Source organism: Armatimonadota bacterium, assembly GCA_028871815.1.
Classification (GTDB): Bacteria; Armatimonadota; Chthonomonadetes; order Chthonomonadales; family Chthonomonadaceae; genus REEB205.
Map to the genome: position 1 here is coordinate 57,286 of JAGWMJ010000006.1, position 19,252 is coordinate 76,537.

General features: G+C 62.0%; 19 protein-coding genes. 15 read left to right on the top strand and 4 right to left on the bottom strand.

The window, feature by feature from the left end; all coding sequences use genetic code 11:
- Positions 1–38: 38 nt before the first annotated feature.
- Genes KGJ62_08610 through KGJ62_08620 form a run of 3 tightly spaced genes read right to left on the bottom strand, consistent with a single transcriptional unit; the run spans position 39 to position 2,523 of the window.
- Positions 39–590 (bottom strand): DUF1854 domain-containing protein, encoded by a 552-nt coding sequence (locus tag KGJ62_08610; protein MDE2126637.1) that lies wholly within the window; start codon positions 588–590, stop codon positions 39–41.
- Positions 590–1,939 (bottom strand): homoserine dehydrogenase, encoded by a 1,350-nt coding sequence (locus KGJ62_08615; GenBank protein ID MDE2126638.1) that lies wholly within the window; start codon positions 1,937–1,939, stop codon positions 590–592. The genes KGJ62_08610 and KGJ62_08615 overlap by 1 nt, the downstream gene beginning before the upstream one ends.
- Complete coding sequence (locus KGJ62_08620) at positions 1,936–2,523, bottom strand: acetyl-CoA carboxylase biotin carboxyl carrier protein (protein ID MDE2126639.1); 588 nt, start codon at positions 2,521–2,523, stop codon at positions 1,936–1,938. Before KGJ62_08620 ends, KGJ62_08615 begins: the two co-directional genes overlap by 4 nt.
- Before the next feature lie 136 nt (positions 2,524–2,659).
- On the opposite strand from KGJ62_08620, the gene KGJ62_08625 reads away from it, so the two are divergent.
- From KGJ62_08625 to KGJ62_08645, 5 genes are all read left to right on the top strand, one after another.
- Positions 2,660–3,655: an adenosine kinase gene (locus KGJ62_08625; protein MDE2126640.1), complete on the top strand. Its 996-nt coding sequence runs from the start codon at positions 2,660–2,662 to the stop codon at positions 3,653–3,655.
- 19 nt (positions 3,656–3,674) lie between these two features.
- Positions 3,675–4,511, top strand: a complete 837-nt coding sequence (locus KGJ62_08630; protein MDE2126641.1) for an SAM-dependent chlorinase/fluorinase — start codon at positions 3,675–3,677, stop codon at positions 4,509–4,511.
- 112 nt (positions 4,512–4,623) lie between these two features.
- Entirely contained in the window at positions 4,624–5,280 is a 657-nt protein-coding gene (locus KGJ62_08635) for a sigma-70 family RNA polymerase sigma factor (protein MDE2126642.1), read from the top strand.
- A gap of 57 nt (positions 5,281–5,337) precedes the next feature.
- A complete protein-coding gene (locus tag KGJ62_08640; GenBank protein MDE2126643.1) occupies positions 5,338–6,099 on the top strand; it encodes a hypothetical protein in 762 nt (253 codons plus the stop codon).
- Complete coding sequence (locus tag KGJ62_08645; GenBank protein MDE2126644.1) at positions 6,096–8,090, top strand: helix-turn-helix transcriptional regulator; 1,995 nt, start codon at positions 6,096–6,098, stop codon at positions 8,088–8,090. Before KGJ62_08640 ends, KGJ62_08645 begins: the two co-directional genes overlap by 4 nt.
- Positions 8,091–8,262: 172 nt before the next feature.
- Here the strand turns inward: KGJ62_08645 and KGJ62_08650 are convergent, their stop codons facing one another.
- Positions 8,263–8,514 carry a hypothetical protein gene (locus KGJ62_08650; GenBank protein ID MDE2126645.1) on the bottom strand — a complete coding sequence of 84 codons (252 nt, stop codon included), beginning with the start codon at positions 8,512–8,514 and terminating at the stop codon, positions 8,263–8,265.
- Positions 8,515–8,800: 286 nt separating this feature from the next.
- Between KGJ62_08650 and KGJ62_08655 the strand changes: the two genes are divergently transcribed.
- The 10 genes from KGJ62_08655 (at position 8,801) to KGJ62_08700 (ending at position 19,247) form a co-directional block, all read left to right on the top strand.
- Positions 8,801–9,709 (top strand): sulfurtransferase, encoded by a 909-nt coding sequence (locus KGJ62_08655; protein MDE2126646.1) that lies wholly within the window; start codon positions 8,801–8,803, stop codon positions 9,707–9,709.
- Positions 9,710–9,877: 168 nt separating this feature from the next.
- The gene (gene eno, locus KGJ62_08660) at positions 9,878–11,170 is read left to right on the top strand and encodes a phosphopyruvate hydratase (protein MDE2126647.1); all 1,293 of its coding nucleotides are present in this window, start codon (positions 9,878–9,880) and stop codon (positions 11,168–11,170) included.
- A 10-nt stretch (positions 11,171–11,180) separates the two neighbouring features.
- The gene (locus tag KGJ62_08665; GenBank protein ID MDE2126648.1) at positions 11,181–11,450 is read left to right on the top strand and encodes a hypothetical protein; all 270 of its coding nucleotides are present in this window, start codon (positions 11,181–11,183) and stop codon (positions 11,448–11,450) included.
- Positions 11,428–11,736, top strand: coding sequence for a hypothetical protein (locus KGJ62_08670; GenBank protein ID MDE2126649.1), 309 nt, complete (start codon positions 11,428–11,430; stop codon positions 11,734–11,736). The genes KGJ62_08665 and KGJ62_08670 overlap by 23 nt, the downstream gene beginning before the upstream one ends.
- A gap of 188 nt (positions 11,737–11,924) precedes the next feature.
- Entirely contained in the window at positions 11,925–13,724 is a 1,800-nt protein-coding gene (locus KGJ62_08675; GenBank protein MDE2126650.1) for a hypothetical protein, read from the top strand.
- A 209-nt stretch (positions 13,725–13,933) separates the two neighbouring features.
- Positions 13,934–15,163 carry a hypothetical protein gene (locus tag KGJ62_08680; protein MDE2126651.1) on the top strand — a complete coding sequence of 410 codons (1,230 nt, stop codon included), beginning with the start codon at positions 13,934–13,936 and terminating at the stop codon, positions 15,161–15,163.
- Between the two features lie 12 nt (positions 15,164–15,175).
- A complete protein-coding gene (locus KGJ62_08685; GenBank protein MDE2126652.1) occupies positions 15,176–16,936 on the top strand; it encodes a PQQ-binding-like beta-propeller repeat protein in 1,761 nt (586 codons plus the stop codon).
- An 88-nt stretch (positions 16,937–17,024) separates the two neighbouring features.
- Positions 17,025–17,882 carry a sulfite exporter TauE/SafE family protein gene (locus KGJ62_08690; GenBank protein ID MDE2126653.1) on the top strand — a complete coding sequence of 286 codons (858 nt, stop codon included), beginning with the start codon at positions 17,025–17,027 and terminating at the stop codon, positions 17,880–17,882.
- Positions 17,833–18,693, top strand: a complete 861-nt coding sequence (locus KGJ62_08695) for an inositol oxygenase (protein MDE2126654.1) — start codon at positions 17,833–17,835, stop codon at positions 18,691–18,693. Before KGJ62_08690 ends, KGJ62_08695 begins: the two co-directional genes overlap by 50 nt.
- Positions 18,687–19,247: a hypothetical protein gene (locus KGJ62_08700; protein MDE2126655.1), complete on the top strand. Its 561-nt coding sequence runs from the start codon at positions 18,687–18,689 to the stop codon at positions 19,245–19,247. Before KGJ62_08695 ends, KGJ62_08700 begins: the two co-directional genes overlap by 7 nt.
- Positions 19,248–19,252: the final 5 nt, after the last annotated feature.

Consider the following 19,252-nt stretch of genomic DNA (forward strand, 5'->3'; position numbering starts at 1 on the left):
GCGAGCACGGTACGATGGCGCCGTCACCCGGTCGCGGGCTACATGTATCGCATCAAGATCCCGAGGCTGCGGTTATCGAGCTTGTGAATGTTCGGAAACTCGAATCGGTTGCCGTCCACATCGGTCATGAGGAGCCTTCCGCCAGAAACCTCCTGCAGATTGTCCTTCACTTCCCGTACAGCCACTTCCCGCTCGCCGCGGTCGGTCATTACCTTCCAGTAGAGGGCGCCGTGCTCTTCGGTAACCGAGATAACCTTTAGCACCACAGGGACGAAGTAGCGCCGCTCCAACTCTTCGGCCACGATTTTACGGGACTCAGCGTCCAGATGGTCCGCTTCAGGCAGCACGCCAATATCTTTACCGGCGCCATCCAGAAAACCGATGTAGTGGTCTGGGTCGGAGAGCGGAAAGGCGCGCGCCACGGTTACCCTCAGGTAGCAGCGGTCGCCTGCCAGCACCAGCCGAGTCTCTCCGGCAAGGCGCAGCAGTTGCACTTCCTGTGGCTGCAGTATCCGCAGATCGATCGCTGACGTGTCTTCATCCTGGTTGTCAAGCGGTCCCACGGCGGCGGACGTTGGTTGCGTTTCCATCACTTGAGGTCCTCTATGCGTATGGACGCACCGATACTCTCAACGCCATTCATGAGCTCGATCGTAGCCAGTGCGCTGCGCACGGCGCCCCATGGCGCCAGATGCGTGAGCCAAACGACTTCGTTATATCCGAAGCTTACCTCCTCCGGTTGCAGCGATAGTACCGATTGGATTGAAATCTGGTGCTCACCCAAAACGCCTGCAACCTCGGCCAGTGTCCGAGGGCGGTCGCGTAGCGTCATTCGGAGATAATGGCGCGTTACGGCCTGGTCTGGGTGCACCTGCTGCAAGGGGAGTGCACACGTGCACGGCACGCGACCCGTCGCGCCGTGCCGGATGTTACGGAAGACATCCATCAGGTCCCCCACTACGGCGCTGGCGGTTGGTCCGGCGCCGGCGCCTCTACCGTAAAACATCACCTCGCCCACGGGTTCGCCGCGGAGCAAGACGGCGTTGTTGACGCCATGCGTAGCGGCCAGCGGGTGATCGGTGCGCACGAGGGCTGGATTGACGCGCACTTCCACGTCGGTATTCGTGACACGGCGAGCCACGCCGAGCAGCTTGATTGCGAAGCCGAGGTCGCGCGCATACTTGATATCGCGCGGGGTTATGTGCGATATGCCCTCTACAGGCACGGCGGCCACGTTGATCCGGCCGGTAAACGCGATTGAGGCCAAAATGGCGATTTTGAACCGGGCGTCGTGCCCTTCAATGTCGCTTTCCGGGTTTGCTTCCGCGTAACCCAGGTCCTGGGCGGAGCGCAGGGCCGTCTCAAAATCGCCGTGCCCGGCCTCCATTTCACTCAGAATGTAGTTGGTGGTGCCATTGATGATGCCCGCAACCAGCCGGATCTCGTTGGCAGCCAACGCGTTCTTCATTGGCTGGATGAGCGGAATGCCGCCGCATACACTGGCTTCAAACTGAAAATCGAGCGCGCCGGCTTCGGCTTCTTCCATCAGGCTGTGCCCGGCGCAGGCCAGCAACTGCTTGTTCGCCGTGACCACATGCTTTCCGGCCGCCAGGGCGCGATGCAGGTAGGTCGCAGCCGGCTCAATGCCGCCGATCAACTCGCAAACCACGTGGATTGCCGGGTCGTCGATCACCTCTTCGACGTTGGCAGTAACAATGTTTTGCGGAACGATGGCGGCGCGCCGCTTGTCCGGGTTGCTCACGGCAATACGGGCAATCTCAAACTGGACGCCGCTCTTGCGCTGGATCGTCTCCCTCTGCTTGAGCAGCAGCTCCACAACGCCGGTACCAACCACGCCCATGCCGAGAAAGCCGATGCGGATCGGCCCGCAGTGCTCAGGTGGCGCGGCTCTGTTGGCTGGATCGGTGCGTTCGGTCACTCGCCATCGTCCGGCAGTATCTCAACCAGCGGCGCGCCGGCCTGAACCAGCGCGCCATCTTCAGCCGGAATCGCCAGGACGGTGCCGCCGCGTTCGGCCGGCACATCCGAAAAGATCTTCATCGCCTCTATGACGCCGATGGATTGGCCGGCCGCGATGTGATGCCCGACCTCGATAAAAGGCGGCGCTCCCGGTTTATCGGCTCTGTAGAAGATGCCGACCATGGGAGATGTGAGCATTACGCCGGCGGAGGATACTTCCGGCTCGTCGTCGGGCACCGTGGGCGCCGCGATCTGCCGCAGAGCGGCGTTGGCCGGAATGGTGGCGGCATGCTCCGGCGGCGCAGTGGTGCCTGCCGCCCTGGGAGCCTTGATACGGATCGATCGATGTCCGTCGCAGTATCGGATTTCCGCCAGGTGCTCGTCTCGGGCAAGCTCCAACAGGCGGCGAATCTCTTCCAGTTCGAATCCAAGGAGGGGCATGGCGGCTGGGTTTCGGCGCGCTGTGGCCGCGGTGCAGAGCAGCACCGCAAAGGGAACAAGAGCCGCCTGAGGCGGCTTCGACACACTCGGCAGTATACCCATGAGGCGGTTCACCGTCAAGCGCGTCCGTTGGGGGCAACGCTACCGGCGGAGGCAGGGACTGGTAAACTACAAGGACCCGTGCAGGTCTCCGGCTGCGACCACGGGCGTTCTGTAATCCCACGCGGAGGTCACTTCATTGTCCTCGTTTGATGTGTTCGGCATGTGCAATCCCTTGTTCGACGTGCAGGCGGAAGTCTCGGACGCACTGCTTGCCGACATCGGACTGCAAAAGGGCACGATGTCGCTTCTTGAAGAAGCCGAGGGGCACACGCTGCTTGCCCGCGTTGCGGAGCATATTGTCAATGCCGAGCCGGGTGGCTCAGGTGCGAACACGATGATCGGAGTTGCGATGCTTGGCGGCTCGGCATGCTATACCGGCAAGCTGGCGGATGACGAGCGCGGTCGCCTTTATATGCAGGGCATGGAAGATCGCGGCGTCACCTTCGCGGCTCCGGTCGGGGCCGGTGCCACGGGGACCTGTGTGGTGCTGTTGACGCCGGATGCGGAGCGCACAATGGGCACGTTCCTGGGAAGCTGCCGCTCGCTCGCGCCGCCGGACGTGGACGTGGAGCGGCTGAAGTCCAGCAGATACCTGTACGCCACCGCTTATCTTTGGGATACGGCGTCGCAGCGCGAAGCGGTTACAAAAGCCATGCTCGAGGCGCGTGCCGGCGGAACCCGGGTGGCCTTCAGCCTTTCCGACACGTTTTGCGTTACGCGGAACAAACCGGAGATTCTCGCGCTCATGAAGGAGCACGTAAACATTGTCATCGGCAACGAGCAAGAGGCCTGCACGCTTACCGGCGAGCACGACGCGCGCCGTGCGGCTGCCCGCCTGGCCGAGCACGCCGATATCGCGGTGGTGACGCAGGGCGCCAACGGATCGGTGATCATTGAGGACGGACACGCTGTAACCGTACCGGCATATCCCGCCACGCCCGTTGATACCACCGGCGCGGGCGACGTATACGCAGCAGGCATCCTTCACGCTGTCACGCACGACCTCGGACTTCAGTGTGGGGCACACATCGGCGGATTGCTGGCTTCGCGTGTGGTCAGTAAGCTGGGCGCGCGCCTCGACGAGATTCCGTGGTCGGATGTAGACCGTATCGTGGAGCGGTACGCGGCCTGACCGAGCCTGGGGCCAATGGATGACGCATCCAGCCGTTATAACACTCACCACCGATTTTGGGCTTGCCGATCCGTTCGTTGGTGTGATGAAGGGCGCCATCCTCAGATGCGCCACAGCGGCACGGATCGTAGACATCACGCACGCGATTCCGCCGCAGGATGTCATGGCTGCCAGCTGGTTGCTCTCCAGCTCCGTCGGCTGGTTTCCTCATGGCACGGTGCATGTGGCTGTTGTCGATCCGGGGGTTGGATCGGCCCGGCACGCACTGGCGATCCGGTGCGGCACGTTCTTCCTCGTCGGTCCCGACAATGGCATCTTCACCGAGACTCTTCTGCAATATCCGCAGCTTGAAGCAGTGGTCATCGAGCCCGAAGCAATACCTGTACCGGCGATGAGCGCCACCTTCCATGGCCGCGATCTGTTTGCTCTCGCCGCGGCGGAGATCGCTCTGGGCCGACCGATTCGGGAGCTGGGGCTATCGGTATCGGCCGCCGATCTGGTTCGGCTGGCGCTGCCACAACGGCATGCCACGGAAAACGCCGTGGCCGGTTTCATCCGATGGATAGACCGGTTCGGCAACCTGATTTCCGATATCGTGCCTGAGTTGCTGGATGCCGCGCTCAGCAGGTCCGGCTCCGGCCCGCTGCCCGCGCCACGCGGCCCCTGGCTGGTCACAGTCGGGTCGTGTACGGTGCGCGGCATTCGGCGTACATACACCGATGTCGACACTCTTGAGCCGATTGCCCTGTTCGGCAGCAGCGGCACGCTGGAGGTCGCCGTGCGAAACGGCTCTGCCGCCGAACTTGCGGGAATCGGAATCGGCGAACCGATCCGGCTGTGTCGCAACCTGGTTTGATTTCACGCCGCGCATGTGATAAACTCAATAGGTAACGCGGCCCGCTGGAACAGCCTTGGCACCAGCACAGGCTACGCGTAGGATCAGGTTGTGGTGCCGGGACGTCGAATCCATGCCCTGCGAACGCACTTTCATCGAGGATCGCGACAAGCCCGCAGCGGGTGTAGCGCATTCGACCGACCCAGCGATATTTCAGGCTCTGTGGGACCGACACTGGCCGGCACAGTATCGCTTCTTCCGGCGCCGTGGCTTGCGGGCTGAAGAGGCGGAGGATCTGGCCGGCGAAACTCTTCTTGCGGCGTTTGCCAACCTGCATCAGTTTGAGGGGCGCGGCCGCGGCCAGTTTGAGGGGCGCTCGTGCTCCGTGGAAACCTGGCTGGGCTCCATTGCACGTCGAAAACTGGCGGCGTACCTCGCCGGGAGATCCCGGCTGGTGACGATCGACTCGGTCGATGGCGCCGGAGTAATCGACGCCGGCCATCGCGGTTCAGGCGCGGGCGACCATGATCGATTGCCGGGGGATTCGGCCAATGAGCCGATCCGCGCGCTGCTCAAGCGCGAGCTGGCGGAAGAGACGTGCGACGCGTTAATATCGGTTGGGATGCGCTCCGAAACGCAATTCGCTGCGCTATTGCTGCACTATTGCTGCGACCTTTCGCACAAGGATATTGCTGAGTTGTGGCACGTAGACAGCAAAACCGTGAACTCACGCCTGCAGGAAGGTCGCAAGAGTTTGAAGCGGGCGATCGCTGCGCCGCTTGATGGATGAACGTGGAAATCGCCACTGGCGACGGATTGGCCATTTTGTGACGCGAGGAGACTCTGCTTGAGGCATCGAGCGCCGACAGCCTGGAGGAGCGACGATAAGAGTGGAGCAGAGGTCACGAATCACGCCACGGGACCCGAAGCCTCTCTGCTCTTCTATACCGGTCTTGTGCGCGCTCCACTGTGGTTGGGTGTGCCTCATGTGGAGGGGATTTCACGCTACAGGTTTTCCATCGACGCGCCGCCGGGCGCCGGTCTGCTGGCGCCGCAGCAGTTGATGCGCACCGACCTGAGAACCAGTTCTGTTCCCGTACGGCATCTCGACCTGCAGCCCGGCGGTTTTTACCAGTGGTGTGTGGAAGGAAGTCGCCGGACGAGTTCGCCGTGGTCTCAACTGGCGTCCGGCCTCTTCTGGATGCTGGATTCCGACGGGCTCGTAGCGTACGACGGTATCCGAACTGCGCTCACGCGGGCGCCGGATCTTGAGTTTGCGGCGCTTGCCGGCAGTATGCTGCTTTCGCGCATTGGATTGTACAACGACTCCGTAGCGCTGATCTGCCGCCGTACCGGCGAACCGGTTCAAGCCGGGCGCGAGCGGTTGCGACATATGGCGCTGGCGTTGGTCTACAAGAACATGACCGCGAACCTGCAAGCCCTGTGCGCCTCGGGAGACCATTCCAGGGTGATACCGCCGGAGTTCGTCGCGTGGAGTATGGCGCGTGCGGACCGCCATAGGGCTCTGGCTGGTGGCGCCACGACGGACTTATGCACCGTTTCTGTACCCGGTGAAAGCGAAATACCGGAGCGCACGATGAGCTCATGATGAAGAATGCTCACCTTGAAAACGGCAGCCGTCCGCAGAGTCCGCAGCGACGCGCGCGCATGGGCGAGCGCATCAAGATGGCCTCAACACATGCCGGGCTCAGCCTGAAAGACCTGGCGAACAGGCTGGGCGTTAAGCCCGACACCGTGTACCAGTATGTGCGAGGCATTACAACAACGCCGGTTCGCACTCTGGAACAGATCGCCAGCATCACCGGTCTGCCGGCCAGCTACTTCGACCCGGATGTTCCGGTTACCGAGGTAGGTACGCCGGATCCGGCGCCCGCGCCCGGCGGCGGAGCGCGAAGTGGGCCGGCGATTGCACTGCCCGATCGCATCCAATTGGAAATGGGGCACCTCCAGAGCCTCGCGCAGGCTCAGAACTTCCCCAAGCGTGACCGTGCGGCCTATATGTCGTCGTTGGAGCAGTTGTTGGCGTTGGCCCGCGCGATTCAGAACAAGGATCAGGAGGCATGGAGCCTCTGGATGCTCGGATGCGCGCAAATGGAAGATAACAACCTGGAGAAGGCGCGGGAGCTGACCGACCATGCCGTCCAGTTGTTCGAGGAAGCCGGCTTATCCAACTACCGCGACCTTGCGTCACTCGACCTGTCGCTGATACTCGTTCATGCCGGTGAACTGGAAATTGCGAAAGAGGTGCTCGGTCCAGCTCGCCAAAACGAGATGGCGAACGTAAGGTGGCGTGCCGAGTGTACGTTGGGCAGCATCTGGTTTCGGGAACAAAACCACGGCGAGGCCATTCGATGCTATGGGCGGGCTGCACAGATCAGCAGCGAACTTGATCCCGAAGTCCGGCAGCGCGATTGCATTCCGCAGCTGATGTCTCACGTTGCGGACGTGGTTCGCGCCACCGGACACGACGATCAAGCGCTGATGCTCTGGGCGCAGTGCCTGCAGCAGGCAGCCGGATCTCGAAATGCCGGTTTGTTCCTCGAGGCTCTGATGGAGGCTGCCCAGTGTTCGTTCAACGTGGGCAATCTGGGCGAAGCAAAACAGCGGCTGGAGATGGCTGTGGTGCTTGCCAGCTTCCTGTTTGAGGACGAGGCGCGGCTAAGCATAGCGCGGTCACTGCTGGCGCAGGTGCAGGTGGCGATTGGAGCGGTGCCTGAGGCGGCCGAAAGCGCGCGCCAGGCTGTACGCGTGGCTTCCCGGACGCGAAACACGCGGAGCGTGATAATTGCCACGATGATGGAGGCTGAGGCCAGCCTGGCGGGTGGCGACTGGCGAGGAGCCATTGTGCGGTCGACGGACGCGCTGGAAACGGCCGCCAGTAGTGGGAGAACGCGAGAGGTCTCAAACATTCGCGAACTGCGGGCGCGAGCGTGGCTGTGCGCGCACGAGGCAGCAGTTGCCTCCGGCGATCGTGCGGCCGCCGTTGAGGCGCGGGCGAGCGCGCTATCCGAAGCCCAGCAGGCGCTGGCTGTTGCCGACAGCACCGACACGGTTCGCGAGGCGGTTGCGGCACACGTCACGCTGGCGCGGATCTATGGGGCGTCCGGAGACTCAGCGATGGCAGAGGAGCATGCGCGTGCGGCGATCGAAACCTCGAATGCCGGCGCAGTTGGACTCCAGCGACTGCTGGGACAGGACGTGGACGAGACGACGCGTCTGCTGCGCCTGGCTGGCATGGAAGCGCCGGAGCTGTTTCGTGGCCGTAAGGTGTCACTGCCGATGTTGGAGTGGCAGGCGCACTATATCGCGGGCGAATCCAGAGCGGCGCAATTGGGTCCCGGTGAAGCGTTTGAGGATATGCGCGCGGCAGCCGAAGCCATCGACCTGATTACATCCAGCCTGACACGGCGGGAGGCACACAAATTCCAGGCCGCGCATCAGGACGCCAGGCAGGTTTTTCAAAAGCTGGCCGCGTTCGCGATTACCGATGGCGAGCAGAAAGAGGCGGCACGCCTCCTCCGCAGGGCGCACTGGGCAAGCGATGACGGCGGGCCGAAAGCAATATCAGGGTCCAGCTGATTGCCGTGGCGGTTCTTCGGACGGACAACCCGACGAGAAAGCAGCCGGCGGAAGGAGAACCTTCAGCCGGCTGCACAGCATATATGCCCAGCCCGGAGTACGCTTCGGCATCGGTCCGCAGCGCGTTCATACCGCTAGGCCATACGCTCGAGGCTCGAGCCCGTCGCGATTCCTAGAGCGGCGGTGGCGGTGCGCCTCCGCTGCCAACGCCACCACCCTCAACCATTGCTGCGAGTTTGGGCGGTGGAGCGCCTCCGCTACCAACGCCGCCACCCTCAACCATTGCCGAGAGCTTGGGCGGTGGAGCGCCTCCGCTGCCAACGCCGCCGCCCTCTGCTTTGGCCGAAGCCGCGCCGCAGAGCAGCATGGCTGCGAAGGCCGCGGCGGCCAAAAGGCAGTTGAGGCGGAGAACAAAACTCTTCATCCTGACTTCCTCCTTCGAGAACGAGCGGCACACCGTGCCGCCCAGCCGAAAGACATGCCATCCGCGGTTGCCTCGACAGGCGCCGACCGGACATGCCATAGTCCCGCCCCGCAGCGCAAAGTCGGCTAGCCGAACTCGCGAGGCCAATGGGCAGAGACATTTGCTGCAATTCTATTAGAGCGAGTACGTGGAGGAATCTAGGGTAGTCTGCGAAAAAGTTTGTGCCGGCGCGCCGAGCAGCGCATGTATTGCATTGGCAAATTGGCCACCAAAAGGCGGTTGAACCATGCTAGAGGAGCAGACCGAGTCCGGGAACAGGCGCGCTGAGCATCTGATCGAACCGGCAGAACTGGCGGAGCGCATCCGCGCAGGCAGTGCCGGCCTACGAATTGCGGACATGCGTGGTGAGGTTCGCCTTACAGAAACTCCGTCCGGCGATCAGAAGGCCGAGTATCTGGGAAACCGGGATGCCTGGCTCAACGGCCACATTCCCGGCGCAATCTACCTGGACTGGACGCGCGATATAGCGGACGAAAACGATCCGATCCCAGCACAGGTCGCATCGCCGGCGAAGCTTCAGGCCGTGTTCGGCGCAGCCGGCGTGGATGACAGCACCGAGGTCGTGGCATACGATGCGCACCCGGCATCCCAGTTCGCCACACGGTTGTGGTGGGTGCTTCGGTACTGCGGCCACAGCCGTGTGCGCGTGCTAAACGGCGGCTGGAATCGCTGGGTCGCCGAGGGGTATCCGGTTGAGCGGTCCATTCCGGCGCCGGACCCGAGGGTTTTTCCGGTTCACCTGCACCCGGAGTGGCGAAGCACGGCGGACGATGTGCGAGCTTCACTGGGCCAAACCGGCGTGGTTCTGGTGGATGCTCGCGACAGCGGCCAGTACGCCGGTACGATCCGCCGCGATGGTCGGGCCGGCCACATCCCCGGCGCCCGGAGCTTGCCGCGTGAAAGGCTTACCGATGATCGTGGTTGTTTCCGATCTGAGGCCGAACTGCGGGAGGCGGTGCGGCATGCCGGCATTGATACGCAGCACCGCATTATCGCGTATTGCAATGGAGGTATCGCGGCAACCGCGGCCCTATTTGCCCTTTCTATGCTCGGCGCCCACAACCTCTCCGACTACGACGGATCCTGGAACGAGTGGGGCGCTCGCGAAGAGTTGCCGGTGGAGGGGCCAGGCTAGCTGCGACTGTAGGACGGAGCGCCTGCCCACAGCCGGAATCAGTCTTCGAGCCACCATTGCCGTTCAGATGCGTGTGCCATAATCGTTGCGGCAGGTTCCGGGCGCGCACCACAGGCCGGGGCGCCGCCAGCCTGCCGGAAAAGTCTTACGCTGGAGCGAAAAACGCTGATGACGCTTGTTATTGATGACGTTTCTGCCCGTGAAATCCTCGATTCTCGCGGAAACCCCACCATTGAGGTGGATGTGTATCTTGAAGACGGAACCATGGGTCGGGCGTCGGTACCCAGTGGCGCATCGACGGGCGCGCACGAAGCCATCGAACTCCGCGACGGCGATACGTCGCGTTATGGCGGCAAGGGGGTGTTAACGGCAGTTGAGATTGTAAATGAGAAGCTGGGACCCGAAATCGTGGATATGTCGGCGATGAACCAGCGTCGCATCGACCAGCGCCTTTTGGATCTGGACGGAACCGACAGTAAGTCGGCGATGGGTGCAAACGCCCTGCTCGGAATATCACTTGCCGTAGCGCGGGCGGCCGCGGCCGCTCTGGGGATGCCGCTGTTCAAGTACCTGGGCGGCGTCAACAGCTGCGCGCTGCCGGTGCCCCTGATGAACATCCTGAACGGTGGCCGACATGCATCCAGCAACGTGGATCTTCAGGAGTTTATGATCGCGCCGGCCGGCGCCGCGAGCTTCTCGGAAGCGCTTCGGATGGGATCTGAGGTGTTCCACGCACTTCGCAAAGTGCTATCTCATCGCGGCCTGTCGACCGGGTATGGCGATGAGGGTGGATTTGCCCCAAACCTCGAGAGCAATGAGGAGGCGCTGCAGTTGATCAGCCAGGCCATAACCGACGCCGGCTACAAAGCAGGCGGCGATATCTACATCGCATTGGATCCGGCCGCCACGGAATTCTACGATGCGGCTGACCAGACGTATCACCTGAAGGGTGAGGGCAAAACGTATACGAGCGCCGAGTTGGTGGACCAGTATGCGCGCTGGATTGACCACTATCCGATCCTGTCGCTGGAGGACGGTCTGGCTGAGGACGACTGGGAGGGCTGGCATCTCCTCACGGAACGGCTTGGCAGCCACGTACAACTGGTTGGTGACGATCTGTTTGTTACAAACCGCACGCGGCTCGCGCGCGGCATCGCAGAACATACGGCCAACAGCATCCTGATCAAAGTCAACCAGATCGGCACTCTCACAGAGACGCTGGACACGATGGAGATGGCGAAGCGGGCGGGCTATACTGCCGTGATCTCACATCGTTCCGGCGAGACAGAGGACACGACAATCGCGGACATCGCCGTCGCGACGAACGCCGGGCAGATCAAGACCGGGGCGCCAAATCGCACCGACCGGGTGGCGAAATACAACCAGCTTCTACGGATTGAAGAGGCATTGGGTGAAACCGCCGAGTATCCGGGTCGATCGGCGTTCTACAGCCTCCGGTAATCAGACGGTGATGGATGCATCGTACGACGACGAGTATCGGCTATACCTCGACGGCTGTCGCCGGTTGGGCGAAAAAGCGATGGATGCGGCGGAATTCGCGCAACAGTGGGAGGAATGGCGCCGCCACGCGGAGAAACTGACGGAGATGGCTGACTCTGCACCCGGCCAGGCGGTTTCAATCGAGCAGCGCGCTGCCATGCTGCGGCGATTCCGCAGTGACCGGTTGGTACGTGTTGTTCTGGCAGGCATGGCAACCGATGACGCAACTGACAGCCGGTAAGCCCGGCGACTACAAAACGGAAATACGACGCGCTATTGGCGCCGTGCTCACCGTGGCGTTTTGCGCGTCGTTCGGAGTGTGGGCCAGAGAGCCGTACCTGGGTTCCGGCTTGCGGCGCCAACAGAACGCGCAAATCGAGCGCCAAGTGTACGCTGTGCAGGCCAAGATTCAAGCCGCAACGCGTCTCATCGACGAAGAGAAATCTGCCCACGGCGCGGCGATCATGCTGCGCATGCAGCATTTCGTGAAACCGGGTGAGCACCTGCTGGTAATATCGCAACATTAGCCACCGCAAGGTTTGGATCGAATGTCTCGCTGCGCGAGACGGTGTGACCCGTTAGCGCCTCCGGCCAACGCCCCCCAACCGTCCAGGTCCGCCCCCGGCATACGCTGCGGACTGTGTGGAAAGGAAGATTGATGCGAGGCCGTTATTTAGCTGGCAGTGCCCTTCTTCTGTTGGGTCTGGCGGCGGTCATGACTTTTTGCGAAGGCTGCGGCGGCGCACTTTCGAAGACCGCAGCCGCGACCAGTGCACGCGTCAAAATCACTCTCAACTGGTCGGCCCGCAGCCGCGCGGTCACCGCGCCGTCCTCCGCACTCTCCGCCAATGTGACGCTGAAGAAGGCGAATTTCGACGGCAGCGACTTCTTCTTCATTATCAATCGCGATGCCAGCCCCTCTGCGTTTACCCGGCTGTACACGTCCGCCAACGAAGCTCAAACCGGCAAGTGGAGACTGGTGGTTACGTTTTATGCGCAGGCGAATGGCACTGGGAGCGTGGTGGGTATCGCCACGGCGGTGGTAACCATCGCCGGAGATGGCAGCGGCATCGGCACCGTTTCGACCCAGAATACAGTCACGGCATGTTCGATCAACACAACACCACCGCCGGTGATTCAGGCGACTCAAGAGGGTGACTTGACGGTGACGGCCTATGACGCCGCCAAAAACATCGTCGCCGTTACACCAGGCTCGATTTTCTATACGGTGACGTCCGGCGCATCGAACCTCGCGGTGGACCCCACCACCGGTAAACTTCACGGCATTGCACCCGGCGCAGCGTCGGTTACCGCCAGCGTAGACGGCGTGACGTCGGCGCCTGTGACGGTAACCGTTGTACCCACCATTGCCATCAACATTTCTCCGACCACGGTTACTGTTCTTCAAAGCGGTACACAGCAGTTCATGTCTACGGTTACGGGCACGAGTAATGCAGCCGTTCAGTGGAGCGTGGAGCAGTCAACCGGCGGCACAATAACGCCGACCGGGTTCTATACCGCGCCTGCAAGCGCCGGCATGTTCACGGTTGTCGCGACTTCGGCCGCAGATCCAACCAAGCATGCCACGGCGCAAGTGACGGTACCGGCCGTTCAGGCCAGTTCAATCTTCGTTGCCGACAACATTCGTGACGACATCACGCGAACTGTGGATATGGCGGGTGACGCAGCGCAGGTATATGGCAGTACCAGCGGCGCCGCGTCCCTTCCGGGCGCGTCGAGTGTTGCTCTGGACGCCAGTGGGCGGATCTACATCACGGAGTCAACCAGTAACGGCTCCGACGGTAACCACATCGTGAGGATCGATAGTATCACCGGTGGTGAGCGCCTTGAGTTTGGCGCTAGCCACGGCAGCGGTGTGGGTCAGTTCGAGGGTCCGACATGTGTCGCCATTGGTCCCATCGATGGCCGGGTATATGTGGCCGATAAGGGTAACAACCGCATCGTGTCGTTTGACCCGACATTCGACAATATCACGGGATGGCAGTCGATCTCCGGGCCGCCGGCCGGCGTCTCTGGGCCAGGCTTTAGCAACCCAACCGGCGTGTACGTAGACAGCCAGGGCAAGATCTGGGTTGCAGATAGCGGCAACAATCGCATCGTTCGGATGGACGACATCACCGGCACGAACTGGGTGGCATACGGCAAGCTCGGTGATCTGAATTCAACCGGGTTCCATAATCCAACCGGCGTGTGCGCGATTGGGGGATTCGTGTATGTGGCCGACCAGGAAAACTCACGAGTGTGCCGAATGGCGGATGACGCAACCTTGTCGGGAGCGGGCTTTACGTGGTATACTGGGTCGGGTTCGCTTCTGCTGGCCGGGCCCTCCGGCGTTTGGTCCACGTCGGACGGTTACATCTACATCGCCGATACCGGCAATCAGCGGATCGAGCGAATACGCGATATCCAGGGTGATAACGCATCGGTCTACGGTACCAACGGCGCCCAGCTGCCGGGTGAGTTCAAGTCGCCGGTGTTTGTTCTGGCCCGGTAGTGAGGATCAGGTCCGCCAGCCACTCTCAACATCGTGATTCATTTTGTTTGAATGGATCGCGTCGGCAGCACGCAGGAAGCGAACTCGCACCGAACGACCTGTTCTCGTTCTGTCAGATTGGCCGCCGGCGACGGTGGCTCCGACGAATTGGCGCAGTAACCAGCATCTCCCGCAGCGGATTGGATTGAACGCTCAGGTGAGGAGTTACGATGATGCATAAGTCGCAATGCACCGCAGCCAGAATTGCCTTAGCCTGCGCATTTCTGGCAGCTGGGCTTGCGGGATGTGGTGGAGGTGGTAGTTCCGCCGGCCCCGCGATAAACCCCAGCATTCCAAGAAGCAGCAACGTGGTGGTGCTGCCCGCAGGAACAGTAGTGACGCCGTCCGGCAATGGTGGGCTCAACAATGTTGGGCTCGCCGGCGGTAACCTGCCGACACTGGCCGCCGGCGTTGTCGTAGCTTCAGGACCGCTCGCCGGCGCGCCGAACGGTATGCTTCGGCAGGTCGATTCAGTGAGTGGCTCCTCCTTCACCTCACACCCGGTTTCGCTTGAGGACGTGTTTTTGCGGGCGCAGCTCCAGGTTCATCAGCAGTTGGACAGCAGTAATCTCACGTCCCGCAGCGTTCGACCCGGCGTGCGCGTGGCCGTTGGCGCAAATTCACGTGGCGGCGGCGGGCCCGTGGTAGTCTCACTCGATACGGTACTTTCCGGCACCGGCGCCACCGCGGTTACGCTCAGTGGCACCGCCAGCATCACCGCCTCGATGGACGTGAGCATCAACATCGACGCGAACGGCGTGGCAAGCCTCAGTGTGGTACCTACGGTCACGTCACAGGTGCAGGCGAAGCTCAACAGCACAGAGTCTGCAAGCGGCCTCAATGCCAGTGTGCTTATCGCGCAGCTTACAACCATCAAGCCAATTGTTGAGTACCTTGGCCCGGTTCCCGTGGTGTTTACACCAATCATTGATGTGTACGCCAAGCTGAACGGCGCGGCGAAACCGGGGCTCGCGTTTACTTACAGCGGCAATTCCAGCGTTGGAGCCGGTGTGCAGTACGTACGTGGTGGCGGCTGGACAGCAGTACCCTCCTTCTCGCACTCCGCGGACAAGCTCGTACAGACCAACAATCCGTACGCTGCGTTTACCGGTTCTGCAACACCGTACCAGCCGGATATGACGATAGAGTTGTATGGCGTTCCGATCGCTACGGCAAACTACAGCGCCGCGGCGCTCAACTATACGTTCACTCGTCCAACGCCCCCGCCCGGCACCAACCTGGTGGTCGATGCGGCTTTTATGGGGTCTATCGCTGCCACGGGGTCGCCAATTGGTGTCGAGGTACCGGCGATCTCGTTCAACAGCACGATCAACACCAGCTTCCACCTGTTCAACCAATTCTTGCCGGACAACGGTCAGGTGCTGGTCGGAATCCAGTAGAGGAGCCGAACCATGAAGAAAATCTCTCTCTGCCTCCTTTTGCTTGCCGTTGTTGTGCTGATGGCCGCTTCAGGCTGCGGTGGTGGCTCAAGCGCCGTCTCGCGCAGCGCGCGGCGCTCGGTGGTGATTACCATCCACTGGCCGGCAAACACGCGCGTTATACCGGCCGCGGCGCAGAGCATCACCGTCGCCATATCGCAGACCGGGCAGCAAACGCAAACCAAGACTGCCATCCGGCCCACCGGCAGCAACTCATCGTCGTTGAGCTTTAACAATCTGGCGGTCGGCGCGGCTACGATCACTGCCACGGCCTATCCCAATTCCAACGGAACCGGGGTGGCGCAGGGCGTTGGTACCGGCATCGTGCAGGTGCAGCCAAACACCTCCGTCACCGCGTCGCTCACCATGGCCAGCACAATCACGCAGTTGAAGCTGGTAGGCGCCGCGCCAAGTGGATCGGTGGGTTTGCCGATCGCGCTCGCCGTGTCGGCGCTGGATGCCTCGAACAACGTGGTTATCACGGGCCTTAGCGACTGGAAGTGGCAGGCGCCCGCCACGGGAGCGCTCACACCCACCGGCAGCACCGCACAGTTTGAGGCTTTTGCCGGCGGAAACGTCAGCATAACCGCTACAGAGACCGATTCGGGCAAGAGTGTTTTGATTCCGGTAACCGTTTCGCCGGGCACTCCCGCCCTTGCGGCCACGGGTTGGCCGAAGTTCCACGGCGACGTGCTCAATTCGGGCCGATCCGCCGGCGTAGGTGGCTCGGGATCGGTATCGTGGCAGTTCCACGCGGGCGGATCCATTCAATCTCCGCCGGCCGTAAGTTTCAATGGTGACATAGTCTTCGCGTGCGAAGACGGCTACTTCTACGACCTGAACCGGGATGGCACGCTTCACTGGAAGACGCTGCTTGGTGGCGTGAGCCAGAGTGGGCCTGCTGTCGCCGGTACCGGGGTGGTATACGTTGGCGCCAACGATGGCAAACTCTATGCTCTCAACGCCTTCACCGGCGCGATCCGGTGGACGTTCCAGGCGAACGACAAGATCATCGGCCCGGTGAACGTTGGTCCGGATGGCACGATCTACTTCGGCGCCGGCACGGCAGACAGGCACCTGTACGCGCTTACACCGGCGGGCGTCAAGAAGTGGGCGGCGCCTGTGGGCAATAGCGTTCGCGGTGGCGCTCTCATCGACGCAAACGGGAATCTCTACTTTGGAAGTGATGATGGCTCGCTCTACGCTCTGAACTCCTCTGGGGTGCAGTTGTGGGCATTCAAGACCGGTGGCGCCGTAGAGGATACACCGGCCTGGAACAGCACCACGGGCGACGTGGTATTTGGCAGCGATGACGGCTTCCTGTATTCGGTGACGCCGGGCGGCACGCTGGCATGGAAGTTCCAGACGGGCGACGCCAACTCGGCAAGCCCGGCAATAGGCCCGCATGGCGATGTGTATGCCGGCTCAGCCGATCACAATATCTACGCGGTTTCTGCCACGGGCGCTTCCGAGTGGCAAACGCTCACCGGAGATGTGGTCACCTGCTCACCGGCCGTCGATGGCGCCGGCAACATCTACGTTGCCAGTGACGACCACATTCTCTACGCTCTCAATCCCTCGGGCGTGGTGATGTGGAAGGTGGTCTGCGGCGATCTGGATACCTCATCGCCGGCGATCGGCGCGGACGGCACCGTCTACGTTGGCACCGATTCGCCCGACCTGGGTGAGCCCAATACCACCGGCGTATCGAATACGCTGTTCGCCATCCACTGAACTTGCAAAGTGGCGGCGCTGCAGCGCGGCCCAAATCGCGACCTCCGGCTGCGCGTCAGACGGGGGTCGCTTCTGTGTTCGGCTGCGCATGACACCCCTCGACTATCTGCTGCTATTTGCCGCCGCATTCGCGGGCGGAGCGGTCAACGCCGTCGCGGGTGGCGGAACGCTGCTTACGTTTCCGTCACTGTTATGGGCCGGTCTGCCTGCCCGAGTGGCCAATGCAGTGAGCACGGCCGCGTTGTGGCCGGGTCAGCTAAGTTCGCTGTGGGGCTACCGAAAGCAGCTTCGGGGCGCCGGGCTGGCCGTCGCGGTGATGTTTCTGCCCTCCATGATCGGTGGGGCGGCCGGCGCGCTGCTGCTCATCAAGACATCAAATGGCGCGTTCGAGCGGATTGTGCCGTGGTTGATCTTGCTGGCAACATGTCTGTTCCTGGCGCAGGAGCCGATAAGCCGGGCCGTATTGCGACGGCGCGCTACCAACGCTGCCGACGGTTCTGAACCATCGGATGCGCCGCGCCCGTCAGTGCGGTGGCTGATGGTCGCGGTTTTTCAGGTGTTTGTAGCAACCTATGGCGGCTATTTCGGCGCCGGCATCGGCATCGTGATGCTGGCGGTTCTGGCGCTCATGGGGCTTCAGAATATTCATCAGATGAACGGCGTCAAGGCCGTGAACGCGCTAACGATCAACGCCGTGGCAACGTGCCTGTTTATCAGTCAGGGCCTGATTAACTGGAGGCTGGCGGCCTGGATGGCGGTGGGCAGCATACTTGGCGGCTATCTGGGCGCTGGGCTGGCGCAGCGCGCCGGGCAGCGAGCTGTACGGCGCACAATTATCGTCATTGGGTTAGGTTTGGCGGTGGCGCTTTTTGTACAGAGCGCTTATAATGGTGCCCATGGCGTCGACAGAAAGCAGCACACGTCAAAACCGTCCGGTCGGGGCTGACTTCTCGCCGGCGACAGAGGGTCAAATCGCCTCGTCGGCACGCCAGGATGGGTTTCGCGACTACGCGGCTGAGGCGCGTGCCTCAGTCCGTGAGTTCTACCGTGCCAATCACCAGTTCCAAACGCTGGAGTTTGTGCTCCGGAAGAAGGCGGCGTTTTTGCCACCACGCCGCAGACGAATGAGCGTTTGGGAGGCGATGGAGTTTTTAGATACGCTGGTGGACGACAGCGATCCCGACACCGAACTGAGTCAGATCGCCCACCTGATGCAGACGGCCGAGGCAATACGCAATGACGGGCATCCGCGCTGGTTTGTGCTCACCGGTCTGATTCACGACCTCGGCAAGGTTTTGTGCCTGTTTGGTGAGCCGCAGTGGGCGGTGGTTGGCGATACATTTCCTGTCGGCTGCGCATTCTCGCCCGCGGTGATCTACCACGAGTTCTTCGCAGATAATCCCGACGCGACGGATGAGCGGTACAACACGGAACTCGGCATCTACCAGGCTGGATGCGGTCTGGATCAGGTCCATCTGTCGTGGGGTCACGACGAGTACCTCTATCAGGTGGTCAAGGGTCACCTACCGGAGCCTGCGCTGGCAATGATCCGGTACCACTCCTTCTACGCGGCCCATAAAGAGGGAGCCTACACAGCTTTGATGTCGCCGCACGATTTGCGAAACATGGACTGCGTACGGGCCTTCAACAGCTATGACCTGTACAGCAAAAGCGCCGAGCCTCCGGACGTGGAGCGGCTGCGACCGTGGTACCAGCAGTTGATCGCAGAGTACTTTCCGGAGCCGATCGATTGGTAGAGGCGGGCGCGCGAGGCGTTGGCGCAACGCCGTTTGAACAGTTGGTGGATTGGTATCGCGGCGCGTTCATCAGCAGCCTGCGCGCGGTGGAGCGAAGCGTGCTGCGCGATGAATACCGCAAGGAGCTGGCATCCACGCCGGCGGTTGCGCTGAACGCGGTATGGATCGCCCTCGACGGCGGCACGACGGCCGAGCAGATGGCCGCGCGCGATGCTGTGATGGTTCTATGCAAATGCCACGCCTACGCCGCACTTCTGCGAGGCCTGCAGGAATGTCGGACACATGAGGCGCGCATGCACCTGATGCGCCTTCTTCCCCAGACGGGCGCCGCGAACGCTCTCCGTGCCCTGGCGGTGCTTGAGCAGCGATTCGCCATTGAGGATTGGGAGCTGGCCCGTGAGACGCGGCGTGCACGTCTGGTGATTGAACGGCTCAGCCGCGCATCCGACAGCCGTACACTGCCTCGCGCCGTCACCACCATAGGCGACGAGGACCTGGTCCGTTTTACAGAGAGTGCAGATCGGGACCGGCTGGAATCGCTGCGAGCCGTTTAGCAGTT

What these genes read in the sequence shown, in the direction of transcription:
- KGJ62_08680 (MDE2126651.1), top strand. Translation starts at nt 13,934, where the DNA reads ATGATGCATAAGTCGCAATGCACCGCAGCCAGAATTGCCTTAGCCTGC.
- KGJ62_08620 (MDE2126639.1), bottom strand. Translation starts at nt 2,523, where the DNA reads ATGGGTATACTGCCGAGTGTGTCGAAGCCGCCTCAGGCGGCTCTTGTT.
- KGJ62_08690 (MDE2126653.1), top strand. Translation starts at nt 17,025, where the DNA reads ATGACACCCCTCGACTATCTGCTGCTATTTGCCGCCGCATTCGCGGGC.
- KGJ62_08685 (MDE2126652.1), top strand. Translation starts at nt 15,176, where the DNA reads ATGAAGAAAATCTCTCTCTGCCTCCTTTTGCTTGCCGTTGTTGTGCTG.
- KGJ62_08665 (MDE2126648.1), top strand. Translation starts at nt 11,181, where the DNA reads ATGGATGCATCGTACGACGACGAGTATCGGCTATACCTCGACGGCTGT.
- KGJ62_08655 (MDE2126646.1), top strand. Translation starts at nt 8,801, where the DNA reads ATGCTAGAGGAGCAGACCGAGTCCGGGAACAGGCGCGCTGAGCATCTG.
- KGJ62_08630 (MDE2126641.1), top strand. Translation starts at nt 3,675, where the DNA reads ATGACGCATCCAGCCGTTATAACACTCACCACCGATTTTGGGCTTGCC.
- KGJ62_08675 (MDE2126650.1), top strand. Translation starts at nt 11,925, where the DNA reads ATGACTTTTTGCGAAGGCTGCGGCGGCGCACTTTCGAAGACCGCAGCC.
- KGJ62_08635 (MDE2126642.1), top strand. Translation starts at nt 4,624, where the DNA reads ATGCCCTGCGAACGCACTTTCATCGAGGATCGCGACAAGCCCGCAGCG.
- KGJ62_08645 (MDE2126644.1), top strand. Translation starts at nt 6,096, where the DNA reads ATGATGAAGAATGCTCACCTTGAAAACGGCAGCCGTCCGCAGAGTCCG.
- KGJ62_08650 (MDE2126645.1), bottom strand. Translation starts at nt 8,514, where the DNA reads ATGAAGAGTTTTGTTCTCCGCCTCAACTGCCTTTTGGCCGCCGCGGCC.
- KGJ62_08670 (MDE2126649.1), top strand. Translation starts at nt 11,428, where the DNA reads ATGACGCAACTGACAGCCGGTAAGCCCGGCGACTACAAAACGGAAATA.
- KGJ62_08610 (MDE2126637.1), bottom strand. Translation starts at nt 590, where the DNA reads ATGGAAACGCAACCAACGTCCGCCGCCGTGGGACCGCTTGACAACCAG.
- eno (MDE2126647.1), top strand. Translation starts at nt 9,878, where the DNA reads ATGACGCTTGTTATTGATGACGTTTCTGCCCGTGAAATCCTCGATTCT.
- KGJ62_08695 (MDE2126654.1), top strand. Translation starts at nt 17,833, where the DNA reads ATGGCGTCGACAGAAAGCAGCACACGTCAAAACCGTCCGGTCGGGGCT.